Origin of the sequence: Streptomyces sp. NPDC005866 (genome assembly GCF_040629895.1) — a bacterium.
Classification (GTDB): domain Bacteria; phylum Actinomycetota; class Actinomycetes; order Streptomycetales; family Streptomycetaceae; genus Streptomyces.
Genome location: NZ_JBEXWP010000015.1, coordinates 145,013 through 162,539 on the forward strand (window position 1 = coordinate 145,013; position 17,527 = coordinate 162,539).

Here is a 17,527-nt window from a genome sequence, read left to right on the forward strand (position 1 = left end):
TCTAGACCGCGACGGCGACGATGTCCGCTACGCGGCCGCCGGCCGGCACATCGCCCGCGCCGACCACTTCCGCGCCGGGGCAGCATCACCAAGACCTTCAACCGCCACCGTCGTCCCGCAACTGGCCGCGGAACAAGGGCTGTCCCTGTCCCACACCGTGCAGCGGCGTCTGCCGGGGCCGCTCCGCAGGCGCGGCACCGACGGGCGCAGAATCACCCTGCGCGCCCTGCTCACCCACACCAGCGGACCCGCGGACTTCCCAACGGGGTCTTCCGAGCCACAAATTGGCGCGGCTTCACATTGGCGCGGCGAGACGTCCGCTTCAGAGTGGCACGATGTCCGGTGCTCCCAGCCGCGCCGCGTCCGCCGTCTGGTCGTCCGGCTGGCGTTGGGACTCCCGTTCCGCCTCCACCCGCTTCTCGTAGTGCTCGACCTCCCGCTCGATGTGGTCCTTGTCCCAGCCGAGGACCGGCGCCATCAGCTCGGCGGCCTCGCGGGCGCTGCGGGTGCCCCGGTCGAAGGTCTCGATGGAGATGCGGGTGCGGCGGGTGAGGACGTCGTCGAGGTGGCGGGCGCCCTCGTGGGAGGCGGCGTAGACGACCTCGGCGCGCAGATAGTCGTCCGCGGCCGAGAGCGGAGCGCCGAGGCCCGGGTCGGCGGCGATGAGGTCGAGGACCTCATCCGCCATCGAGCCGTATCGGTTCAGCAGATGCTCGACACGGACCACATGGATGCCGGTGCGGGCGGCGATCCGCGCCCGCGCGTTCCACATCGCCCGGTAGCCCTCCGCGCCGAGCAGCGGGATGTCCTCGGTGACGCACTCCGCGACCCGCATGTCGAGCCCGTGCACCGCCTCGTCGACGGCGTCCTTGGCCATCACCCGGTACGTCGTGTACTTGCCGCCCGCGACGACCACGAGCCCCGGCACCGGATGCGCGACCGTGTGCTCGCGCGACAGCTTGCTGGTGGCGTCGGACTCGCCGGCCAGCAGCGGGCGCAGTCCCGCGTACACGCCCTGGACGTCGTCGCGCGACAGCGGCACCGCGAGCACCGAGTTGACGTGGTTCAGCAGATAGTCGATGTCCGCGCTGGAGGCGGCCGGGTGCGCCTTGTCCAGGTTCCATTCGGTATCGGTCGTACCGATGATCCAGTGCCGGCCCCAGGGGATGACGAACAGGACCGACTTCTCGGTGCGCAGGATCAGGCCGGTCGTGGAGTGGATGCGGTCCTTGGGGACGACGAGGTGGATGCCCTTGGAGGCGCGGACGTGGATCTGGCCGCGCTCACCGACCATCGCCTGGGTGTCGTCGGTCCACACACCGGTCGCGTTGACGATCTGCTTGGCGCGGATCTCGTACTCCCCGCCGCCCTCCACGTCCTGCACCCGGGCCCCGACGACCCGCTCGCCCTCGCGCAGAAACCCGGTCACGCGCGCACGGTTGGCGGCCTTCGCGCCGTAGGACACCGCCGTGCGCACCAGGGTCGCCACATAACGGGCGTCGTCCATCTGTGCGTCGTAGTACTGGATGGCGCCGACCAGGGCGTCCTTGCGCAGGGCGGGCGCGACACGCAGGGCGCCACGGCGGGTCAGGTGGCGGTGGGCCGGCAGGCCCCGGCCGTGTCCGCGGACCATCGCCATCGCGTCGTAGAGCGCGACACCCGAGCCCGCGTACAGGCGCTCCCAGCCCTGGTGCTGGAGCGGGTAGAGGAACGGCACCGGCTTGACCAGGTGCGGGGCGATGCGCTCCAGGAGCAGGCCGCGTTCCTTGAGGGCTTCGCGGACCAGGGCGAAGTCGAGCATTTCCAGATAGCGCAGGCCGCCGTGGATCAGCTTGCTGGACCTGCTGGAGGTGCCGGAAGCCCAGTCACGGGCCTCGACGATACCGGTGTTCAGGCCCCGGGTGGCCGCGTCCAGCGCGGTCCCCGTGCCGACCACTCCGCCACCCACGACCAGCACGTCCAGCTCGCGCTCGGCCATGGCTGCCAAGGACTCCGCCCGCTGCTTCGGCCCCAGTGTCGCTGTCCTCACCGCTGCCTCCCGCTCTGCCGCCATCGGTCATAGCTCGTCGTCGGTCATCTGTCGCATGAGCCGCACCCGGCAGGCGAGGCCCCTGCCCAAATTCTGACCGCGTTGCCCGACTTCAGCCACCACGCGCCCCCAGCCTGTGGACAACGGTCAGCGAACCCCGGAAGACACACGTACACAATCCCGCATAACGTTCATATTTACTCCTAGTCTGACATTGCGCTTCGCTCATCCTGTCCACAGGGCTTGCGCACCTGTCCCGCTTCGGTTACTGGGAAGGACGGCCCACGCCATGCCCGCAGACCTCGCCGTCATGGGACTCGGTCCCTACGGCCTGCCCCTCGCCCAGGCCGCCGTGGCCGCCGGCATCCCCACGATCGGGTACGCCACCGGTCCCGAGGCGGGCTCGCTCAGCCCGGCCGAGCTGCGCCGGATGCTCTCGGGGGGCTTCCGGGTGGCCAAGGACCCGGCCGAGCTGGGGCGGGTGCGGACGGCCGTGATCTGCGCGCCGACCCCGCGCGGCGCCGACGGCGGCCTCGACCTGAGCCAGGTCGAGGCCGCGGCCCGCACCCTGGCCGAGCGGTTGCGACCGCACACCACGGTGATCCTGGAGTCGCCGGTCCGCCCGGGGACGACGGAGGACTTCCTGCGTCCCCTGCTGGAGAAGGGCTCGGGTCTGCGCGCCGGGCGCGACTTCCATCTCGCCTACTCGCCCAGTCGGGTGGATCCCGGCAACCGTGACTTCACCCCGGGCAACACTCCGAAGGTCATCGGCGGTCTCACGTCCGCGTGCACCGAGTCGGCCGCCGCGTTCTACGGCCGGCTCACCGACAAGGTGGTACGCGCGCGTGGCCCGCGCGAAGCCGAGACCGTGCAGGTCCTGGAGACCAACTTCCGGCACGTCAACATCGCTCTCGTCAACGAGATGGCCGTCCTCTGCCATGACCTGGGCGTCGACCTGTGGGACGTCATCCGCTGCGCGGAGACCAAGCCGTTCGGCTTCCAGGCCTTGCGCCCGGGCCCCGGTGTCGGCGGCCACGGCGTCGCCCAGGACCTGTCGGGCGTCGCCGGCCGCGGCCTGCGCATGGTGGAACTGGCCCAGCAGGTCAACAACCGGATGCCGGGCTACGTCGTCCAGCGCGCCGCCGCCCTTCTCAACGAGCACGGCAAGTCGGCCCGCGGCGCGCGCGTGCTGCTGCTCGGCGTCACCTACAAGCCCGACCTCGCCGACCAGCAGGCCACCCCCGCACGCGAGATCGCCATCCGGCTCATGGAACTGGGCGCCTCGGTCAGCTACCACGACCCGCACATCGCGTCCTGGAACGTCCTGGACCGCCCGGTCCCGCGCGCGGACTCCCTCTACGAGGCGGCAGCCGACGCCGATCTGACCATCCTGGTCCAGCAGCACCGGACGTACGACCTCCAGGGCCTGTCGGTGAAGGCACAGCTGCTGCTGGACACGCGCGGGGCGACACCGACGGGGGCGGCGCACCGGCTCTGAGCGCGTGGCGGACACGGCGGACACGGCGGGCAGGGCGGGCACATCGGGCACGGCACGCATGGCCTGCCTGGCCTGGACGGAAAACGGGATTTCTGTCATGAGCCAGTCAGCTCCACCGCCGCCGCAGTTCCAGGCCCAGCCGCAGCCGCAGCCGGCCGACGGCAACCCGTTCGCCCAGCAGCAGCCGCCCGGCACCGTAACCCCGCCCCCGGCGCCGCCCGCGCCGCCCCGCGGAAATGTCGCCCTCGGCCTGGTCGCCGCCGTCGTCGCGGCCGTGGCCGCCGCCGCCCTCTACGGCGTGGTCATAGGCCTCACCAAGCACGAGATCGGCTGGGCGGCGGTCGGCGTCGGCTTCGTCATCGGTCTCGCGGCCGGCAGGCTCGGCGGCCGCAGCCCGGTGCTCTCCGTCGTCAGCGCCGTCCTGGCGCTCGGCTCCGTCTACCTGGGCCAGCTGGTCGGTGAGGCGGTGATCGGCGCCGACCAGCTCGGCGTGAGCTTCTCCGAGGTGTTCTTCCAGCACTTCGGCGTCGTCCAGGACGCGTGGAAGGCGGAGGCCGACCCGCTGACCTTCGTCTTCTTCGCGATAGCCGGGTGGGCCGCGTTCTCGGGCGCGAAGAAGGCAGGGGCCTGACCGGCGTACGGCACGTGACAGGGCCGGTCACCCGCCTCGGGTTACCGGCCCTGTGCCTGTACTCGTCGTACGGCCTACCGCTTGTGCTGGCTGTCGGCCACCGTCACCTCGACGCGCTGGAACTCCTTGAGCTCGCTGTAGCCGGTCGTGGCCATCGCCCGCCGCAGTGCGCCGAAGAGGTTCATCGAGCCGTCCGGGGTGTGGGACGGGCCGGTGAGGATCTCCTCGACGGTGCCGACCGTGCCGAGGTCGACCTTCTTGCCGCGCGGGAGTTCCTCGTTGACCGCCTCCATGCCCCAGTGGTGGCCCTTGCCCGGTGCGTCGGTGGCGCGGGCCAGCGGAGAGCCCATCATCACCGCGTCCGCGCCGCAGGCGATCGCCTTGGGGATGTCGCCGGACCAGCCGACACCACCGTCGGCGATCACGTGCACATACCGGCCGCCGGACTCGTCCATGTAGTCACGGCGGGCCGCCGCCACGTCCGCGACCGCCGTGGCCATCGGGACCTGGATGCCCAGCACGTTCCGTGTGGTGTGCGCGGCGCCGCCGCCGAAGCCCACGAGCACGCCCGCCGCACCCGTACGCATCAGGTGCAGTGCCGCCGTGTAGGTGGCGCAGCCGCCGACGATCACCGGGACGTCGAGCTCGTAGATGAACTGCTTCAGGTTCAGCGGCTCGTGCGAGGACGAGACGTGCTCCGCCGAGACCGTCGTACCGCGGATGACGAAGAGGTCCACGCCCGCGTCCACGACCGCCTTGGAGAACTGGGCGGTGCGCTGCGGGGAGAGCGCGGCCGCCGTGACCACGCCGGAGTCGCGCACCTCCTTGATGCGCGCGCCGATCAGCTCCTCCTTGATGGGGGCCGCGTAGATCTCCTGGAGGCGGCGGGTGGCCCGCTCGGCGGGCAGCTCGGTGATCTCGTCGAGCAGCGGCTGCGGGTTCTCGTGCCGCGTCCAGAGGCCTTCGAGGTTGAGCACGCCGAGGCCGCCGAGCTCGCCGATACGGATCGCGGTGGCCGGGGAGACGACCGAGTCCATGGGGGCGGCCAGGAACGGCAGTTCGAAGCGGTAGGCGTCGATCTGCCAGGCGATCGAGACCTCCTTCGGGTCCCGCGTACGGCGGCTGGGGACGACGGCGATGTCGTCGAAGGCGTACGCCCGGCGGCCGCGCTTGCCGCGCCCGATCTCGATCTCAGTCACGTCTGTGGCCTTTCCCTCTGCGTTTCAGCGTCTTCCAGTATCGCCGACGGGTACGACCAGGGCGGCCCCGGTGTGCCCGGGGCCGCCCTGGAAAGTCCGTGGTGACTACTTGCGGCTGTAGTTCGGCGCCTCGACCGTCATCTGGATGTCGTGCGGGTGGCTCTCCTTGAGGCCCGCCGAGGTGATGCGGACGAACTGGCCCTTGGACTCCATCTCCTCGATGGTGGCGGCGCCCACGTAACCCATGGTCTGGCGGAGGCCGCCGACGAGCTGGTGCAGCACGTTGGAGAGCGGACCGCGGTAGGGCACCTGGCCCTCGACGCCCTCGGGCACGAGCTTGTCGTCGGAGGCCACCCCGGCCTGGAAGTACCGGTCCTTCGAGTACGACCTGGCCTGGCCGCGGGACTGCATCGCACCGAGCGATCCCATGCCGCGGTACGACTTGAACTGCTTGCCGTTGATGAACAGCAGCTCGCCCGGCGACTCCTCGCAGCCCGCGAGGAGGCTGCCCAGCATCACGGTGTCGGCGCCGGCGGCGAGTGCCTTGCCGATGTCGCCGGAGTACTGAAGGCCGCCGTCGCCGATCAGTGGGATGCCGGCGGGGCGGGCGGCGAGGGAGGCCTCGTAGATGGCGGTGACCTGCGGGACGCCGATGCCGGCGACCACGCGCGTGGTGCAGATGGAGCCGGGGCCCACACCCACCTTGATGCCGTCGACACCGGCGTCGATCAGGGCCTGGGCGCCGTCGCGGGTGGCGACGTTGCCGCCGATCACGTCGACGTCCACGCTCGACTTGATCTTCGACATCCAGCTCAGGGCGTTGCTGTTGTGGCCGTGCGAGGTGTCGACGACCAGGAAGTCCGCACCGGCCTCGGCGAGCGCCTGGGCTCGCTCCAGGGCCTCGGGGCTGGCCCCGACGGCGGCGCCGACGAGGAGCCGGCCCTCGGCGTCCTTGGCGGCGTTCGGGTACTTCTCGGCCTTGACGAAGTCCTTGACCGTGATCAGGCCCTTGAGGGCGCCCTCGTCGTCGACCAGCGGCAGCTTCTCGATCTTGTGCTTGCGCAGCAGCTGCATGGCCTCGGTGCCGGAGATGCCGACCTTGCCGGTGACCAGCGGCATCGGGGTCATGACCTCGTGCACACGGCGGGAGCGGTCGCTCTCGAAGGCCATGTCGCGGTTGGTGACGATGCCGAGCAGCTTGCCGGCCGGGTCGGTGACGGGCACGCCGCTGATGCGGAACTTGGCGCACAGGGCGTCTGCCTCGGCGAGGGTCGCCTCCGGGCGCACCGTGATGGGGTCGGTGACCATGCCGGACTCGGACCGCTTGACCAGGTCGACCTGGTTGACCTGGTCCTCGACCGACAGGTTGCGGTGCAGCACACCGACGCCGCCGAGGCGGGCCATCGCGATCGCCATGCGGGACTCGGTGACCTTGTCCATCGCCGCCGACAGGAGCGGGATGTTGACCCGGACGTTACGGGAGATGCGGGACGAGGTGTCGACCGCGTTCGGGAGCACCTCGGATGCGCCCGGCAGCAGCAGCACGTCGTCGTAGGTAAGCCCGAGTGTCGCGAATTTCCCGGGCACTCCGTCGACGTTTGCAGTCATGACACCTTCCCCAAATGGCCTTGAACGGTGCGGATGTCCATGCTAACGGGAACCACAGGCCCCGAATTCCACGGTACGACTCAGCTTCGGGCTTCGTACGTTCGTACGGAAATGTGCGCCCGCCTGTTCATCGGGGGGCGGGGACGCCTGCGGCTACTGCTCCGCCAGCGCGCGCAGCCGGCTCAGGGCCCGGTGCTGGGCGACCCGGACCGCGCCCGGTGACATTCCCAACATCTGGCCCGTCTCCTCGGCGGTGAGGCCCACCGCGATGCGCAGGAGAAGGAGCTCGCGCTGGTTCTCGGGGAGGTTGGCCAGGAGTTTCTTGGCCCATTCGGCGTCGCTGCTGAGCAGCGCCCGCTCCTCGGGGCCGAGGGAGTCGTCGGGGCGTTCCGGCATCTCGTCCGAGGGGATGGCCGTGGAGCCCGGGTGGCGCATCGCGGCGCGCTGGAGGTCGGCGACCTTGTGCGAGGCGATGGCGAAGACGAAGGCCTCGAAGGGGCGGCCGGTGTCGCGGTAGCGGGGCAGCGCGAGGAGAACCGCTACGCAGACCTCCTGGGCCAGGTCCTCCACGAAATGGCGGGCGTCGCCCGGGAGGCGGGACAGGCGTGTACGGCAGTAGCGCAGCGCGAGCGGGTGGACATGGGCGAGCAAGTCGTGCGTGGCCTGCTCGTCCCCGTCGACGGCGCGGTGGACGAGAGCGCCGATCGTCCCTATGGCAGTGACCGCCTCGTCGTCGCGCATCGGTCCATCGTGCCCTGCTGCCGTCGGCTGTGTGGCACCACGTCCGTCGTTGTGCACTGAAGCGTTATGAGCAGGTGCGCCGGAACTCATCCCTTGCGCCCTCCCCTTCCGCTCGAACGACTCGTCCCCGAGAGACTCCACACCTCAAGGATGCGGCATCCGCGCCGAAACGAGCAGCACGCCTCCGGCGCTCCGCCCTGCGGACCCCGCCCACCATGGGGTAGGCGGGGGCGTCCGGCAGGTCCGCGGTCCCGCTGCGGCGCAGCTCACCGCAGTGCTAACGGACCAGTCCCCAGCGGAAACCGAGGGCCACCGCGTGGGCGCGGTCGGAGGCGCCGAGTTTCTTGAACAGGCGCCGGGCGTGGGTCTTCACGGTGTCCTCGGAGAGGAACAGCTCGCGGCCGATCTCGGCGTTGGAGCGGCCGTGGCTCATGCCCTCCAGGACCTGGATCTCGCGCGCGGTGAGGGTGGGCGCGGCGCCCATCTCGGCCGAGCGCAGACGGCGGGGCGCCAGCCGCCATGTGGGGTCCGCGAGCGCCTGGGTGACGGTCGCGCGCAACTCCGCGCGCGAGGCGTCCTTGTGCAGGTAGCCGCGGGCGCCGGCGGCGACGGCCAGGGCCACGCCGTCCAGGTCCTCGGCGACCGTGAGCATGATGATGCGCGCGCCGGGGTCGGCCGACAGCAGCCGGCGCACGGTCTCGACACCGCCCAGTCCGGGCATGCGCACGTCCATCAGGATCAGGTCGGAGCGGTCGGCGCCCCAGCGGCGGAGGACTTCCTCGCCGTTGGCCGCCGTCGTCACACGCTCGACGCCGGGCACGGTCGCAACCGCGCGGCGCAGCGCCTCTCGGGCAAGCGGGGAGTCGTCGCAGACGAGGACGGATGTCATGACCGCCCTCCGCAGCTGATGCGCGTCACCTTGAGCCTCCAGGCTGGTACGGAATCGTCACCTGTGCGGTCGACCGTCTCGGACGCCTGCCCGAGCGCTTGTTGTTTCAACCGCCTCCGCACTCTCAACGACGGTCACTCGAAAGAGTTACGGGGCTGCGTGCCGTATTCGGCACTCTACGTGAGGGCGCGGACACGGTGCAGACATGAACGTCAGACTCTCAACTTTTCATCACATCCAATGCCCCATTTAGCCCTTTTTCTTCCCGTTTCACGGTGTCTGGGGCTAGATTCGCAATGAGTCATATTTTCATCTCTCTAGACCGGAGATGTACGGTCGTTGGCACCGTATCCGCTCAGAACGGCTACAAGGGGTCACGTAATGGCAGATTTCTCCCGCCTTCCCGGACCGAACGCGGACCTGTGGGACTGGCAGCTCCTCGCTGCCTGCCGCGGGGTCGACAGCTCGCTCTTCTTCCATCCCGAGGGCGAGCGCGGGGCGGCTCGGAGTGCCCGTGAGAACTCGGCCAAGGAGGTCTGCATGAGGTGCCCGGTCCGCGCGGAGTGCGCGGCGCACGCGCTGGCGGTGCGCGAGCCGTACGGCGTCTGGGGCGGCCTGACCGAGGACGAGCGCGAAGAGCTCATGGGGCGGGCGCGCAACAGGCTGGTCTCGGCATCGACGACCAGCGGCGACACCCTCCCGCACGCCTGAAAGAACGTTTCTTCAAACTATTGGCCATCTGCTGCCGACGGGCCGCCCGTCGCCCTAGGCCCGCCGGGCCGCCCGGCCCAGTTGTTCCAGCGTCGCCGCCACGGCCGGCACCTGTGCAAGGTCGGGCAGTGTGAGGGCGACGATCTCCCGCACCACCGCGGGTTCCAGCGCCACCGTGCGTGCCCCTCTCGGGCGTACCGACTCGATCGCCAACTGAGGCAGCACGGCGACCCCCAGACCCGCGCCGACCAGGCCGACCACAGCCGGGTAGTCGTCGGTGGCGAAGTCGATGCGGGGCGTGAAGCCCGCGCTTTCGCATGCCTGGACGAGCTGTCCCCGGCAGCGCGGGCAGCCCGCGATCCAGGGCTCGTCGGCGAGTTCCCCCAGGGCGACGGACTCCGCGCGGGCGAGCCGGTGCCGTTCGGGCACCAGGCCGACGAGACGGTCCGTCAGCAGCGGCCGTACCACCAGATCGTCCCACTCCTCGGCACCCGCCGCGCCTTCGTACCGGAAGGCCAGCGCGGTGTCGCAGTCGCCCGCGCGCAGCAGCTCCACGGAGTTCGGGGGCTCGGCCTCCTCCAGGGAGACGCGGGTGCCGGGGTGGGCGGCGCGAAGCGCGGCCAGCGCCGTCGGGACCAGGGTGGAGCTGCCGCTCGGGAAGGAGACCAGCCGGACCCGGCCGGCGCGCAGGCCGGCGATCGCGGCGACCTCCTCCTCGGCGGCGGTGAGCCCGGCGAGGATCCCGGAGGCATGCCTGACGAGGGCCTCGCCGGCCTGGGTCAGACGCATGTCCCGGCCGTTGCGCACCAGCAGCGGGGTGCCGACGGAGGTCTCCAGGGCCTTCATCTGCTGGCTGACGGCGGGCTGGGTGCAGCCCAGTTCGCGCCCCGCCGCCGAGAAGGAACCGGTGGTGGCGACGGCACGCAGAACGCGGAGATGACGGGCCTCTATCACCCTTCGAGCATAAGGTGCGCTTGGATACGGTGCTCGATAATGCGTCGACGCTTTGAGGCAGGTCCCGTACCGTCGGGGCATGGAGCTTCTCTCAGTGAACCTGGGACGCGCGCGTGCCGTGCCGTTCACGGACCATCCGGACGGTGTGACCGGCATCGGCAAGGAGCCCGTGGACATACCGGTGCGGGTGTCCGCCCCCGGGCCCAAGGGGACCGCGGGCAGTGGACTGGCCGGGGACTCGGTGTGCGACCTGCGCCACCACGGCGGTGACGACCAGGCGGTGTACGCGTACGCGCGCGAGGACCTCGACGACTGGGAGAACGAGCTCGGCCGGCCGCTGCCGAACGGCTGTTTCGGTGAGAACCTCACGACAAACGGGCTGAACGTTTCGGACGCGCTGATCGGCGAGCGCTGGCGGATCGGTTCCGGCGTCGTACTGGAAGTCACCTCCGGGCGCATCCCGTGCCGTACGTTTCAGGGCCATCTGGGCGAGCGGGGATGGGTGAAGAGGTTCACGCGGAAGGGTGCGTCCGGTGCGTACCTCCGGGTGATCGAACCGGGTGACATCCTGGCCGGCGACCCGATCGAGATCGTGTACCGGCCGGCGCACGGGGTGACGGCGGCGATGCAGTTCCGCGCGGTCACCACCGAGCGGGAGCTGCTGCCGCGGATTCTGGCGGCGGGCGAGGCACTGCACCCGGAGGCGCTGGCGCAGGCCCGGAAGTACGGAGCGGAGCGGCGGAACTGAACCGCTGTCAAGCATGGGCCGTTCACCGGCGCTTCATCCTTCGGGAGAGCTGGTGCGCTCAGCGGAATCTGTCAGCCCGGGTAACTACCCTTGGGCCATGACAACGGCTCTGATTACGGGATCGACCGCGGGGATCGGCGCCGCCTTCGCGCGGCGGCTGGCGGCTGACGGGCACAACCTCGTCCTGGTGGCGCGGGACACCAAACGGCTGCGCGAGCAGGCGACCGAGCTGCACGACCGGCACGGTATCGAGGCGGAGGTGCTCACCGCCGACCTCGCGGAGGACACCGGCATCGAGTCGGTCGCCGCCCGGCTCGGCGACCGCAAGAACCCGGTCGACCTGCTGATCAACAACGCGGGCTTCGGCAACAAGGGCCGCTATCTGGACGTCCCGATGGCCGACGAGCTGAAGATGCTCAAGGTGCACTGCGAGGCGGTGCTGCGGCTGACCTCGGCGGCGGCCGAGGCGATGCGGGAGCGCGGGCGCGGCGGTGTCGTCAACGTGGCCTCGGTGGCGGCCTTCGTGCCCCGGGGCACCTACGGCGCGTCGAAGGCGTGGGTCGTGCAGTTCACGCAGGGCGCGGCACGCGATCTCGCGGGCACCGGCGTCCGTCTCATGGCGCTGGCGCCCGGTTTCGTCCGCACCGAGTTCCACCAGCGGGCCGGGATGGGCACGGACAACATCCCGGACTGGATGTGGCTGGACGCCGACAAGCTGGTCGCGGCGGCGCTCGCCGACCTCGCGCGTGGCAAGACGCTGTCGATCCCGGACCCTCGGTACAAGGTGCTGACCGGCCTGGCCAAGCTGGCCCCGCGCGGGCTGGTGGGCGGCATTAGCTCGAAGACGGGACGCAAGTACGGGCCGCAGTGACGGCTGTGGTGCCGCCTGCCCCGGTGGGAAAATGGGCGTGACGGTACCGGACCCAGGGGGGCCGGAGGCGGCGGCATGACGTTCGTACAGCTCATCGAGTGCAGGACCAGCCGGCCGGACGAGATGGACCGGCTGATGGACAGGTGGTTCGCGCAGACCCAGGGGAAGCGGACGGCGACGCACGCGGTGGTCGGCAGAGACCGCTCCGATGCGTCGCACGTCGTCGAGATCGTGGAGTTCCCGTCGTACGAGGAGGCGATGCGGAACTCGAACCTGCCGGAGACCGACAAGGTCCTCCACGAGATGCTGGCCCTCTGCGACGGCATGCCGACGTTCACCGATCTGGACGTGGTGCGCGACGAGCGGTTGTACGCCGACACCGCGCGGCGGTTCTTCGAGACGATCGCCGCGGGCGGCCCGCTGGCTCCGCTGGACGGCTTGATCACCGAGGACTGCCACGACCACGATCCGGCCAACGAGCAGGCCACCATAGGCATGGACGCGATACGGCGCGAGTTCGGAGTCTGGCGGGACGCCTTCGACTTCTCGTTCCTCGTCGAGGACCAGATCGCCCAGGACGACCGGGTGTGCACCAGGTGGACCTGGACGGGGGTTCAGAAGGCGGAGTTCCTGGGACTTCCGAACACCGGACGGCAGGTCACCATGACCGGCATGACGATCCACCGCTTCGACGACGACGGGAAGATCGCCGAGATCTGGTGGCAGTACGACCGGCTCGGGCTGATGGGCCGGCTCGGAGCGCTGGACGCACTGGAGAACTGAGACGACAGCGCCCAAAAGGCAGTACGCGAACGGAAAAGGCAGTACGGGAGCGGAAAAGGTAGTACGGGAGCCAGAAGTAGTACGACAGTAGGAAGAGCCCGCGAGGGGAGAAGCCCCCGTTCCCGGCGGACGACCGGGGACGGGGGCTTCTTCGTCGACTGGGGCGTTGCCTCAGTGGGCGTGACCGTGGGAGTGACCGGCGGCCGGCTCCTCCTCTTCCTTCTTCTCGACGACCAGGGTCTCGGTCGTCAGGAGCAGGGAGGCGATGGAGGCCGCGTTCTCCAGGGCGGAGCGGGTGACCTTGACCGGGTCGATGACGCCGGCCTTGACCAGGTCGCCGTACTCGCCGGTGGCGGCGTTGAAGCCCTGGCCCTTCTCGAGCTCGGCGACCTTGGAGGTGATGACGTAGCCCTCCAGGCCGGCGTTCTCGGCGATCCAGCGCAGCGGCTCGACGACCGCGCGGCGGACGACGGCGACACCGGTGGCCTCGTCGCCGGTCTTGCCGAGGCCGTCCTCCAGCACCTTCGCGGCGTGGACGAGCGCGGAGCCACCACCGGAGACGATGCCCTCCTCGACCGCGGCGCGGGTCGCGGAGATGGCGTCCTCCAGACGGTGCTTCTTCTCCTTCAGCTCCACCTCGGTGGCGGCGCCGACCTTGATCACGCACACGCCGCCGGCCAGCTTCGCGAGCCGCTCCTGGAGCTTCTCGCGGTCCCAGTCGGAGTCGGTGTTCTCGATCTCGGCCTTGATCTGGGCGATACGGCCGGCGACAGCAGCGGGGTCACCGGCGCCGTCGACGACCGTGGTGTCGTCCTTGGTGACCGTCACGCGGCGGGCGGAGCCCAGCACGTCCAGGCCGACCTGGTCGAGCTTGAGGCCGACCTCCTCGGAGATGACCGTGGCGCCGGTGAGGGTCGCCAGGTCCTCCAGCATCGCCTTGCGGCGGTCGCCGAAGCCGGGGGCCTTGACCGCGACCGCGTTGAAGGTGCCGCGGATCTTGTTGACGACGAGGGTGGAGAGCGCCTCGCCCTCGACGTCCTCGGCGATGATCAGCAGCGGCTTCGAGGCGTTGGCCTGGATGATCTTCTCAAGCAGCGGGAGCAGGTCCGCGATGGAGGAGATCTTGCCCTGGTGGATGAGGATGTAGGGCTCCTCCAGGACGGCCTCCATGCGCTCCTGGTCCGTCACGAAGTACGGCGACAGGTAGCCCTTGTCGAAGGCCATGCCCTCGGTGAAGTCCAGCTCCAGACCGAAGGTGTTGGACTCCTCGACGGTGATGACACCGTCCTTGCCGACCTTGTCCATCGCCTCGGCGATGAGCTCGCCGACCTGCTGGTCCTGGGCGGACAGCGCGGCGACGGCGGCGATGTCGGACTTCTCGTCGATCGGGCGGGCCGAGGCGAGGAGCTCCTCGGAGATCGCGGCGACGGCGGCGTCGATGCCCTTCTTCAGGGCGGCCGGGGAGGCGCCGGCGGCGACGTTCTTCAGGCCCTCGCGGACGAGCGCCTGGGCCAGCACGGTGGCGGTGGTCGTACCGTCACCCGCGATGTCGTTGGTCTTGGTCGCCACCTCCTTCACCAACTGGGCGCCGAGGTTCTCGTACGGGTCCTCGATCTCGACCTCGCGGGCGATGGTGACACCGTCGTTGGTGATGGTGGGGGCGCCGAACTTCTTGTCGATGACGACGTTGCGGCCCTTGGGGCCGATCGTCACCTTGACGGTGTCGGCAAGCTTGTTGACGCCGCGCTCAAGGGCGCGACGGGCGTCCTCGTCGAACTTCAGGATCTTCGCCATGGCAGCGGGAGCCCTCTCGGAATTCTCGGGTGAACAAGACTGCGCCCCTGGCGCCCGGCTTCTCGGAGAATCGCGGGGGCCAGGGGCGCAGCTTCAAGCGGAGTGCTTGAGGTGGTAAGTCGCAGGCTTACTTCTCGATGATCGCGAGCACGTCGCGAGCCGAGAGGACGAGGTACTCGTCACCGTTGTACTTCACCTCGGTGCCGCCGTACTTGCTGTACAGCACGACGTCGCCGACCTTGACGTCGAGCGGCAGGCGCTCGCCGTTCTCGAAACGGCCCGGGCCCACAGCGAGGACGGCGCCCTCCTGGGGCTTCTCCTTCGCAGTGTCCGGGATGACCAGGCCAGAGGCCGTGGTCTGCTCGGCGTCGAGCGGCTGGACCACAATGCGGTCCTCGAGCGGCTTGATGGCAACCTTGGAGCTGGCGGTCGTCACGATCCGACCTCCCCCTTCGGAGATCTCACGGGGTTAACTGTCTGAGGTGGCGACCAGGTCGATCCGTCGTCGCGGGTGCCGGACCTGCCCGTCGCTTGTTGGCACTCTCATCTGCCGAGTGCCAATGCTGAGACTATGACCGCGATTAGCACTCGGTCAAGCGGAGTGCCAATTGCCTGCGGCGCGGCGCCGAAATTGGGTGACCGGAGCCGCGGCGACCGCCCCCGGGGGCTGCCGCCCCCAGCCCCCCGCTTCGGCCTGGACGGCCTCGTCCTCAAACGCCGGCGGGCTGATAGTTGCCGGACAGGCTGACAGTTGTGGCCGAGCGCCGTCCTCCGCTGACACCGGACGGCCGATGCTTGTGGCTGAGCGCCCTCCTCCGGGGACACCGAACCGGCTGATACGGGTGGCCAGCGGCATCGTCGTCGAAGGCGGGACGGGCCGACGCATGTGGCCGAGCGCCAACCTCCGCTGACACCGGACGGGCTGCTAGCCGTTGCTGAGCGCCATCGTCACCGAACGCCGGACCGGCCGGCGCTTGTGGCCGAGCGCCAACCTCCGGGGACACCGGGCGGGTCGATACGCGTGACCGAGTGCCGTCCTCCGCGAACACCAGACCGGCTGATACGCATGGCTGAGTGCCATCCCCCGCGGGCGCCGGACCGGCCGATGGTCGTGGCCGAGCGCCGTCCTCCGGGGACACCGAACCGGCTGATACGCGTGGCTAGCTCCATCGTCGCCGAACGCCGGAGACGGGCCGATCCTCGTGGCTGAGCACCGTCCTCCGCAGACACCCGACCGGGCGATGCTCGTGGCCGAGCGCCGTTCTCCGCGGGCGCCGGACCGGGCTGATATGCCATGCAGAGCGCCCTCGCGGCGATCGGCTGGTCGGCTGGTCTTGGTGTCGGGTCGCCTTCGGCTACAGGTAGTCCTCCAGGCGTCCCACCGTCAGGCCGCTTGCCTGTACGCGGCGGAGCAGGCGTGCCGTGCGCTCTCGTAGGGTCGGGCCGGTGGCCTCGTCCGGGCCGACCAGGACGATGTCGCCGGGGAGCAGGTGCTTCTCGCCATTTTCGTAGGTGATGCTGTCCGCCGTCATCGCCGCCCGCCACAGGACCACCGCCGTCACTCCGCAGTCGGCCGCCGCGCGGAGGGTGGTTGTGTCGTACGTGCCGTAGGGCGGGCGGAAGAGGCGCGGGCGGATGCCGAAGCGGGACTTCAGTTTGTCCTGCTGGCCGCAGATCTCGGCACGCTGGCCGGCGTACGGCAGGCCGGGGAGGGCCGCGTGGTCGAGGGTGTGGTTCTGGACGCTCGCACCGACCTCCTGGAGGCGGGCGAAGTGGCCGTAGCCGGGGCCGACCACGCTGTCCGTGAGGAACATGCTCACCGGGAGGCGCAGTTCACGGACCATGTCCACGAACCGGGGGTCCTTCTCGGCGCCGTCGTCGTAGGTGAGGAAGACGACCTTGTCGGCGGTGGGGATGTGGTCGACGACCGGGGGGAGAGTCGTGCGGAGGGAGAGCGGGTGAGGTGGGGGGTGCGGCGCCGGAGGGAGGGGCGCGCTCAGGCCCCAGTGACGGTACCGCTGTTCGCCGGCCGGGCCGTGCGCTCGTACCCGGTCGGCCGCCTTCTTGCCCAGCCGTTCGATCGGGTCGACGGACTGGGCGCAGCCCGACAGCAGGAGGGCGGCGGTCAGGATCGCGGCCGCCGCCCTCGGACGGCTCACAGGTAGTCCTCCAGGCGCGCCACCGCATAGCCCTCGCGCGTGACCTTGTTCAGAAAGCGGCGCATGTCGTCGACCATCGTGCCGTCCCAGTCGTCCCGACCGCGGAAGTGCGTGAGCACGATGTCACCGGGGTGCAGGCCGCGGTCCCACTCGCGGTACTCCCAGTGGTCGACGAACACCTCCTCGTCCCAGATCGGCGCGTACTTGATACCGCAGGCCTTGGCGGCGCGCAGGGTGTCGCCGTTGTAGTTGCCGTAGGGCGGGCGGAAGACCGTCGGTGCCTTGCCGAACTGCTTCTTCATGATCGCCTGCATGCCGCAGATCTCGTCCTTCTGCTCGTCGTAGGACAGGCCCGGCAGGTAGGGGTGGGTCAGGGTGTGGTTGTTGAGGGTGTGGCCCTCGGCCTGCATCGTGCGGAAGTAGCCGTAGTCGTCCTTGATCAGGTAGTTGCTGAGGAAGGCGGTGTAGGGGATCCGCAGGTCGCTCATCATCCGGAGGAACCGCGGGTCCTTGTTCCAGCCGTCGTCGATGGTGAGGAAGACGACCCGTTGTCTGGTCGGGATCGTGGTGAAGACCGGGGGCAGGTCCTCCTCTTCCTGCCCGTCCACCTCGAAGCCGCCGCGCGCGGTGATCCTCGGCTTCACTTTCGGCGGAGCCGGCGGCCGCAGCGGGACCGCGTCAAGGCCCCAGTGCCTGGCGGCGGCGACCAGGGCGGCGTGGGAGTCGGGGGCACGGTGCGGCTGCTGGCCGGCGGCGGGACGGGCAGTGGAGCCGGCGTCTGGCCCCGCGCAGCCGGACATCAGGGCGGCCGCGGCCAGCAGGCCCGCCGTGCCCACCATCAACCCTTTTTTGTCATTTTGTACGACTACTCGCATGGTGCCGGATCCTTCCAGGCCCTCCCCCGTAACCGGC

Annotated in this window: 16 protein-coding genes; 6 read left to right on the forward strand and 10 right to left on the reverse strand. The window is 70.1% G+C overall.

Annotated elements, in window-relative coordinates; translation table 11 throughout:
• Positions 1-322: 322 nt before the first annotated feature.
• Positions 323-2,029, reverse strand: a complete 1,707-nt coding sequence (locus ABZ396_RS22965) for a glycerol-3-phosphate dehydrogenase/oxidase (protein WP_358925387.1) — start codon at positions 2,027-2,029, stop codon at positions 323-325.
• 289 nt (positions 2,030-2,318) lie between these two features.
• Between ABZ396_RS22965 and ABZ396_RS22970 the strand changes: the two genes are divergently transcribed.
• Entirely contained in the window at positions 2,319-3,527 is a 1,209-nt protein-coding gene (locus ABZ396_RS22970; protein WP_358925389.1) for a nucleotide sugar dehydrogenase, read from the forward strand.
• Positions 3,528-3,624: 97 nt separating this feature from the next.
• On the forward strand, positions 3,625-4,158 hold the full coding sequence (locus ABZ396_RS22975) for a hypothetical protein (RefSeq protein WP_358925390.1): 534 nt from the start codon (positions 3,625-3,627) through the stop codon (positions 4,156-4,158).
• 74 nt (positions 4,159-4,232) lie between these two features.
• On the opposite strand, the gene ABZ396_RS22980 is transcribed toward ABZ396_RS22975, so the two are convergent.
• The 4 genes from ABZ396_RS22980 to ABZ396_RS22995 all read right to left on the reverse strand — a co-directional run bounded on the left by ABZ396_RS22980 (position 4,233) and on the right by ABZ396_RS22995 (position 8,595).
• Complete coding sequence (locus ABZ396_RS22980; protein ID WP_358925392.1) at positions 4,233-5,357, reverse strand: GuaB3 family IMP dehydrogenase-related protein; 1,125 nt, start codon at positions 5,355-5,357, stop codon at positions 4,233-4,235.
• A gap of 105 nt (positions 5,358-5,462) precedes the next feature.
• Entirely contained in the window at positions 5,463-6,965 is a 1,503-nt protein-coding gene (guaB, locus tag ABZ396_RS22985) for an IMP dehydrogenase (protein WP_358925394.1), read from the reverse strand.
• A 153-nt stretch (positions 6,966-7,118) separates the two neighbouring features.
• Positions 7,119-7,706: a sigma-70 family RNA polymerase sigma factor gene (locus tag ABZ396_RS22990; protein WP_358925396.1), complete on the reverse strand. Its 588-nt coding sequence runs from the start codon at positions 7,704-7,706 to the stop codon at positions 7,119-7,121.
• A gap of 277 nt (positions 7,707-7,983) precedes the next feature.
• A complete protein-coding gene (locus ABZ396_RS22995) occupies positions 7,984-8,595 on the reverse strand; it encodes a response regulator transcription factor (protein WP_003948568.1) in 612 nt (203 codons plus the stop codon).
• Between the two features lie 381 nt (positions 8,596-8,976).
• Between ABZ396_RS22995 and ABZ396_RS23000 the strand changes: the two genes are divergently transcribed.
• On the forward strand, positions 8,977-9,306 hold the full coding sequence (locus ABZ396_RS23000) for a WhiB family transcriptional regulator (protein ID WP_358925397.1): 330 nt from the start codon (positions 8,977-8,979) through the stop codon (positions 9,304-9,306).
• Positions 9,307-9,360: 54 nt separating this feature from the next.
• On the opposite strand, the gene ABZ396_RS23005 is transcribed toward ABZ396_RS23000, so the two are convergent.
• Positions 9,361-10,260, reverse strand: a complete 900-nt coding sequence (locus tag ABZ396_RS23005; RefSeq protein WP_358925399.1) for a LysR family transcriptional regulator — start codon at positions 10,258-10,260, stop codon at positions 9,361-9,363.
• A gap of 79 nt (positions 10,261-10,339) precedes the next feature.
• Between ABZ396_RS23005 and ABZ396_RS23010 the strand changes: the two genes are divergently transcribed.
• The 3 genes from ABZ396_RS23010 to ABZ396_RS23020 all read left to right on the forward strand — a co-directional run bounded on the left by ABZ396_RS23010 (position 10,340) and on the right by ABZ396_RS23020 (position 12,662).
• Complete coding sequence (locus tag ABZ396_RS23010; protein WP_358925401.1) at positions 10,340-11,008, forward strand: MOSC domain-containing protein; 669 nt, start codon at positions 10,340-10,342, stop codon at positions 11,006-11,008.
• A gap of 97 nt (positions 11,009-11,105) precedes the next feature.
• Positions 11,106-11,879 (forward strand): SDR family oxidoreductase, encoded by a 774-nt coding sequence (locus ABZ396_RS23015; protein WP_358925403.1) that lies wholly within the window; start codon positions 11,106-11,108, stop codon positions 11,877-11,879.
• Between the two features lie 75 nt (positions 11,880-11,954).
• Positions 11,955-12,662: an ester cyclase gene (locus ABZ396_RS23020; protein ID WP_358925405.1), complete on the forward strand. Its 708-nt coding sequence runs from the start codon at positions 11,955-11,957 to the stop codon at positions 12,660-12,662.
• A gap of 171 nt (positions 12,663-12,833) precedes the next feature.
• On the opposite strand, the gene groL is transcribed toward ABZ396_RS23020, so the two are convergent.
• The 4 genes from groL to ABZ396_RS23040 all read right to left on the reverse strand — a co-directional run bounded on the left by groL (position 12,834) and on the right by ABZ396_RS23040 (position 17,490).
• A complete protein-coding gene (gene groL, locus ABZ396_RS23025; protein WP_358925407.1) occupies positions 12,834-14,456 on the reverse strand; it encodes a chaperonin GroEL in 1,623 nt (540 codons plus the stop codon).
• 127 nt (positions 14,457-14,583) lie between these two features.
• Positions 14,584-14,892, reverse strand: coding sequence for a co-chaperone GroES (groES, locus tag ABZ396_RS23030; protein WP_004955293.1), 309 nt, complete (start codon positions 14,890-14,892; stop codon positions 14,584-14,586).
• A gap of 919 nt (positions 14,893-15,811) precedes the next feature.
• The gene (locus ABZ396_RS23035) at positions 15,812-16,615 is read right to left on the reverse strand and encodes a polysaccharide deacetylase family protein (protein WP_358925409.1); all 804 of its coding nucleotides are present in this window, start codon (positions 16,613-16,615) and stop codon (positions 15,812-15,814) included.
• Complete coding sequence (locus ABZ396_RS23040) at positions 16,612-17,490, reverse strand: polysaccharide deacetylase family protein (protein ID WP_358925411.1); 879 nt, start codon at positions 17,488-17,490, stop codon at positions 16,612-16,614. The genes ABZ396_RS23035 and ABZ396_RS23040 overlap by 4 nt, the downstream gene beginning before the upstream one ends.
• Between the last annotated feature and the right edge of the window lie 37 nt (positions 17,491-17,527).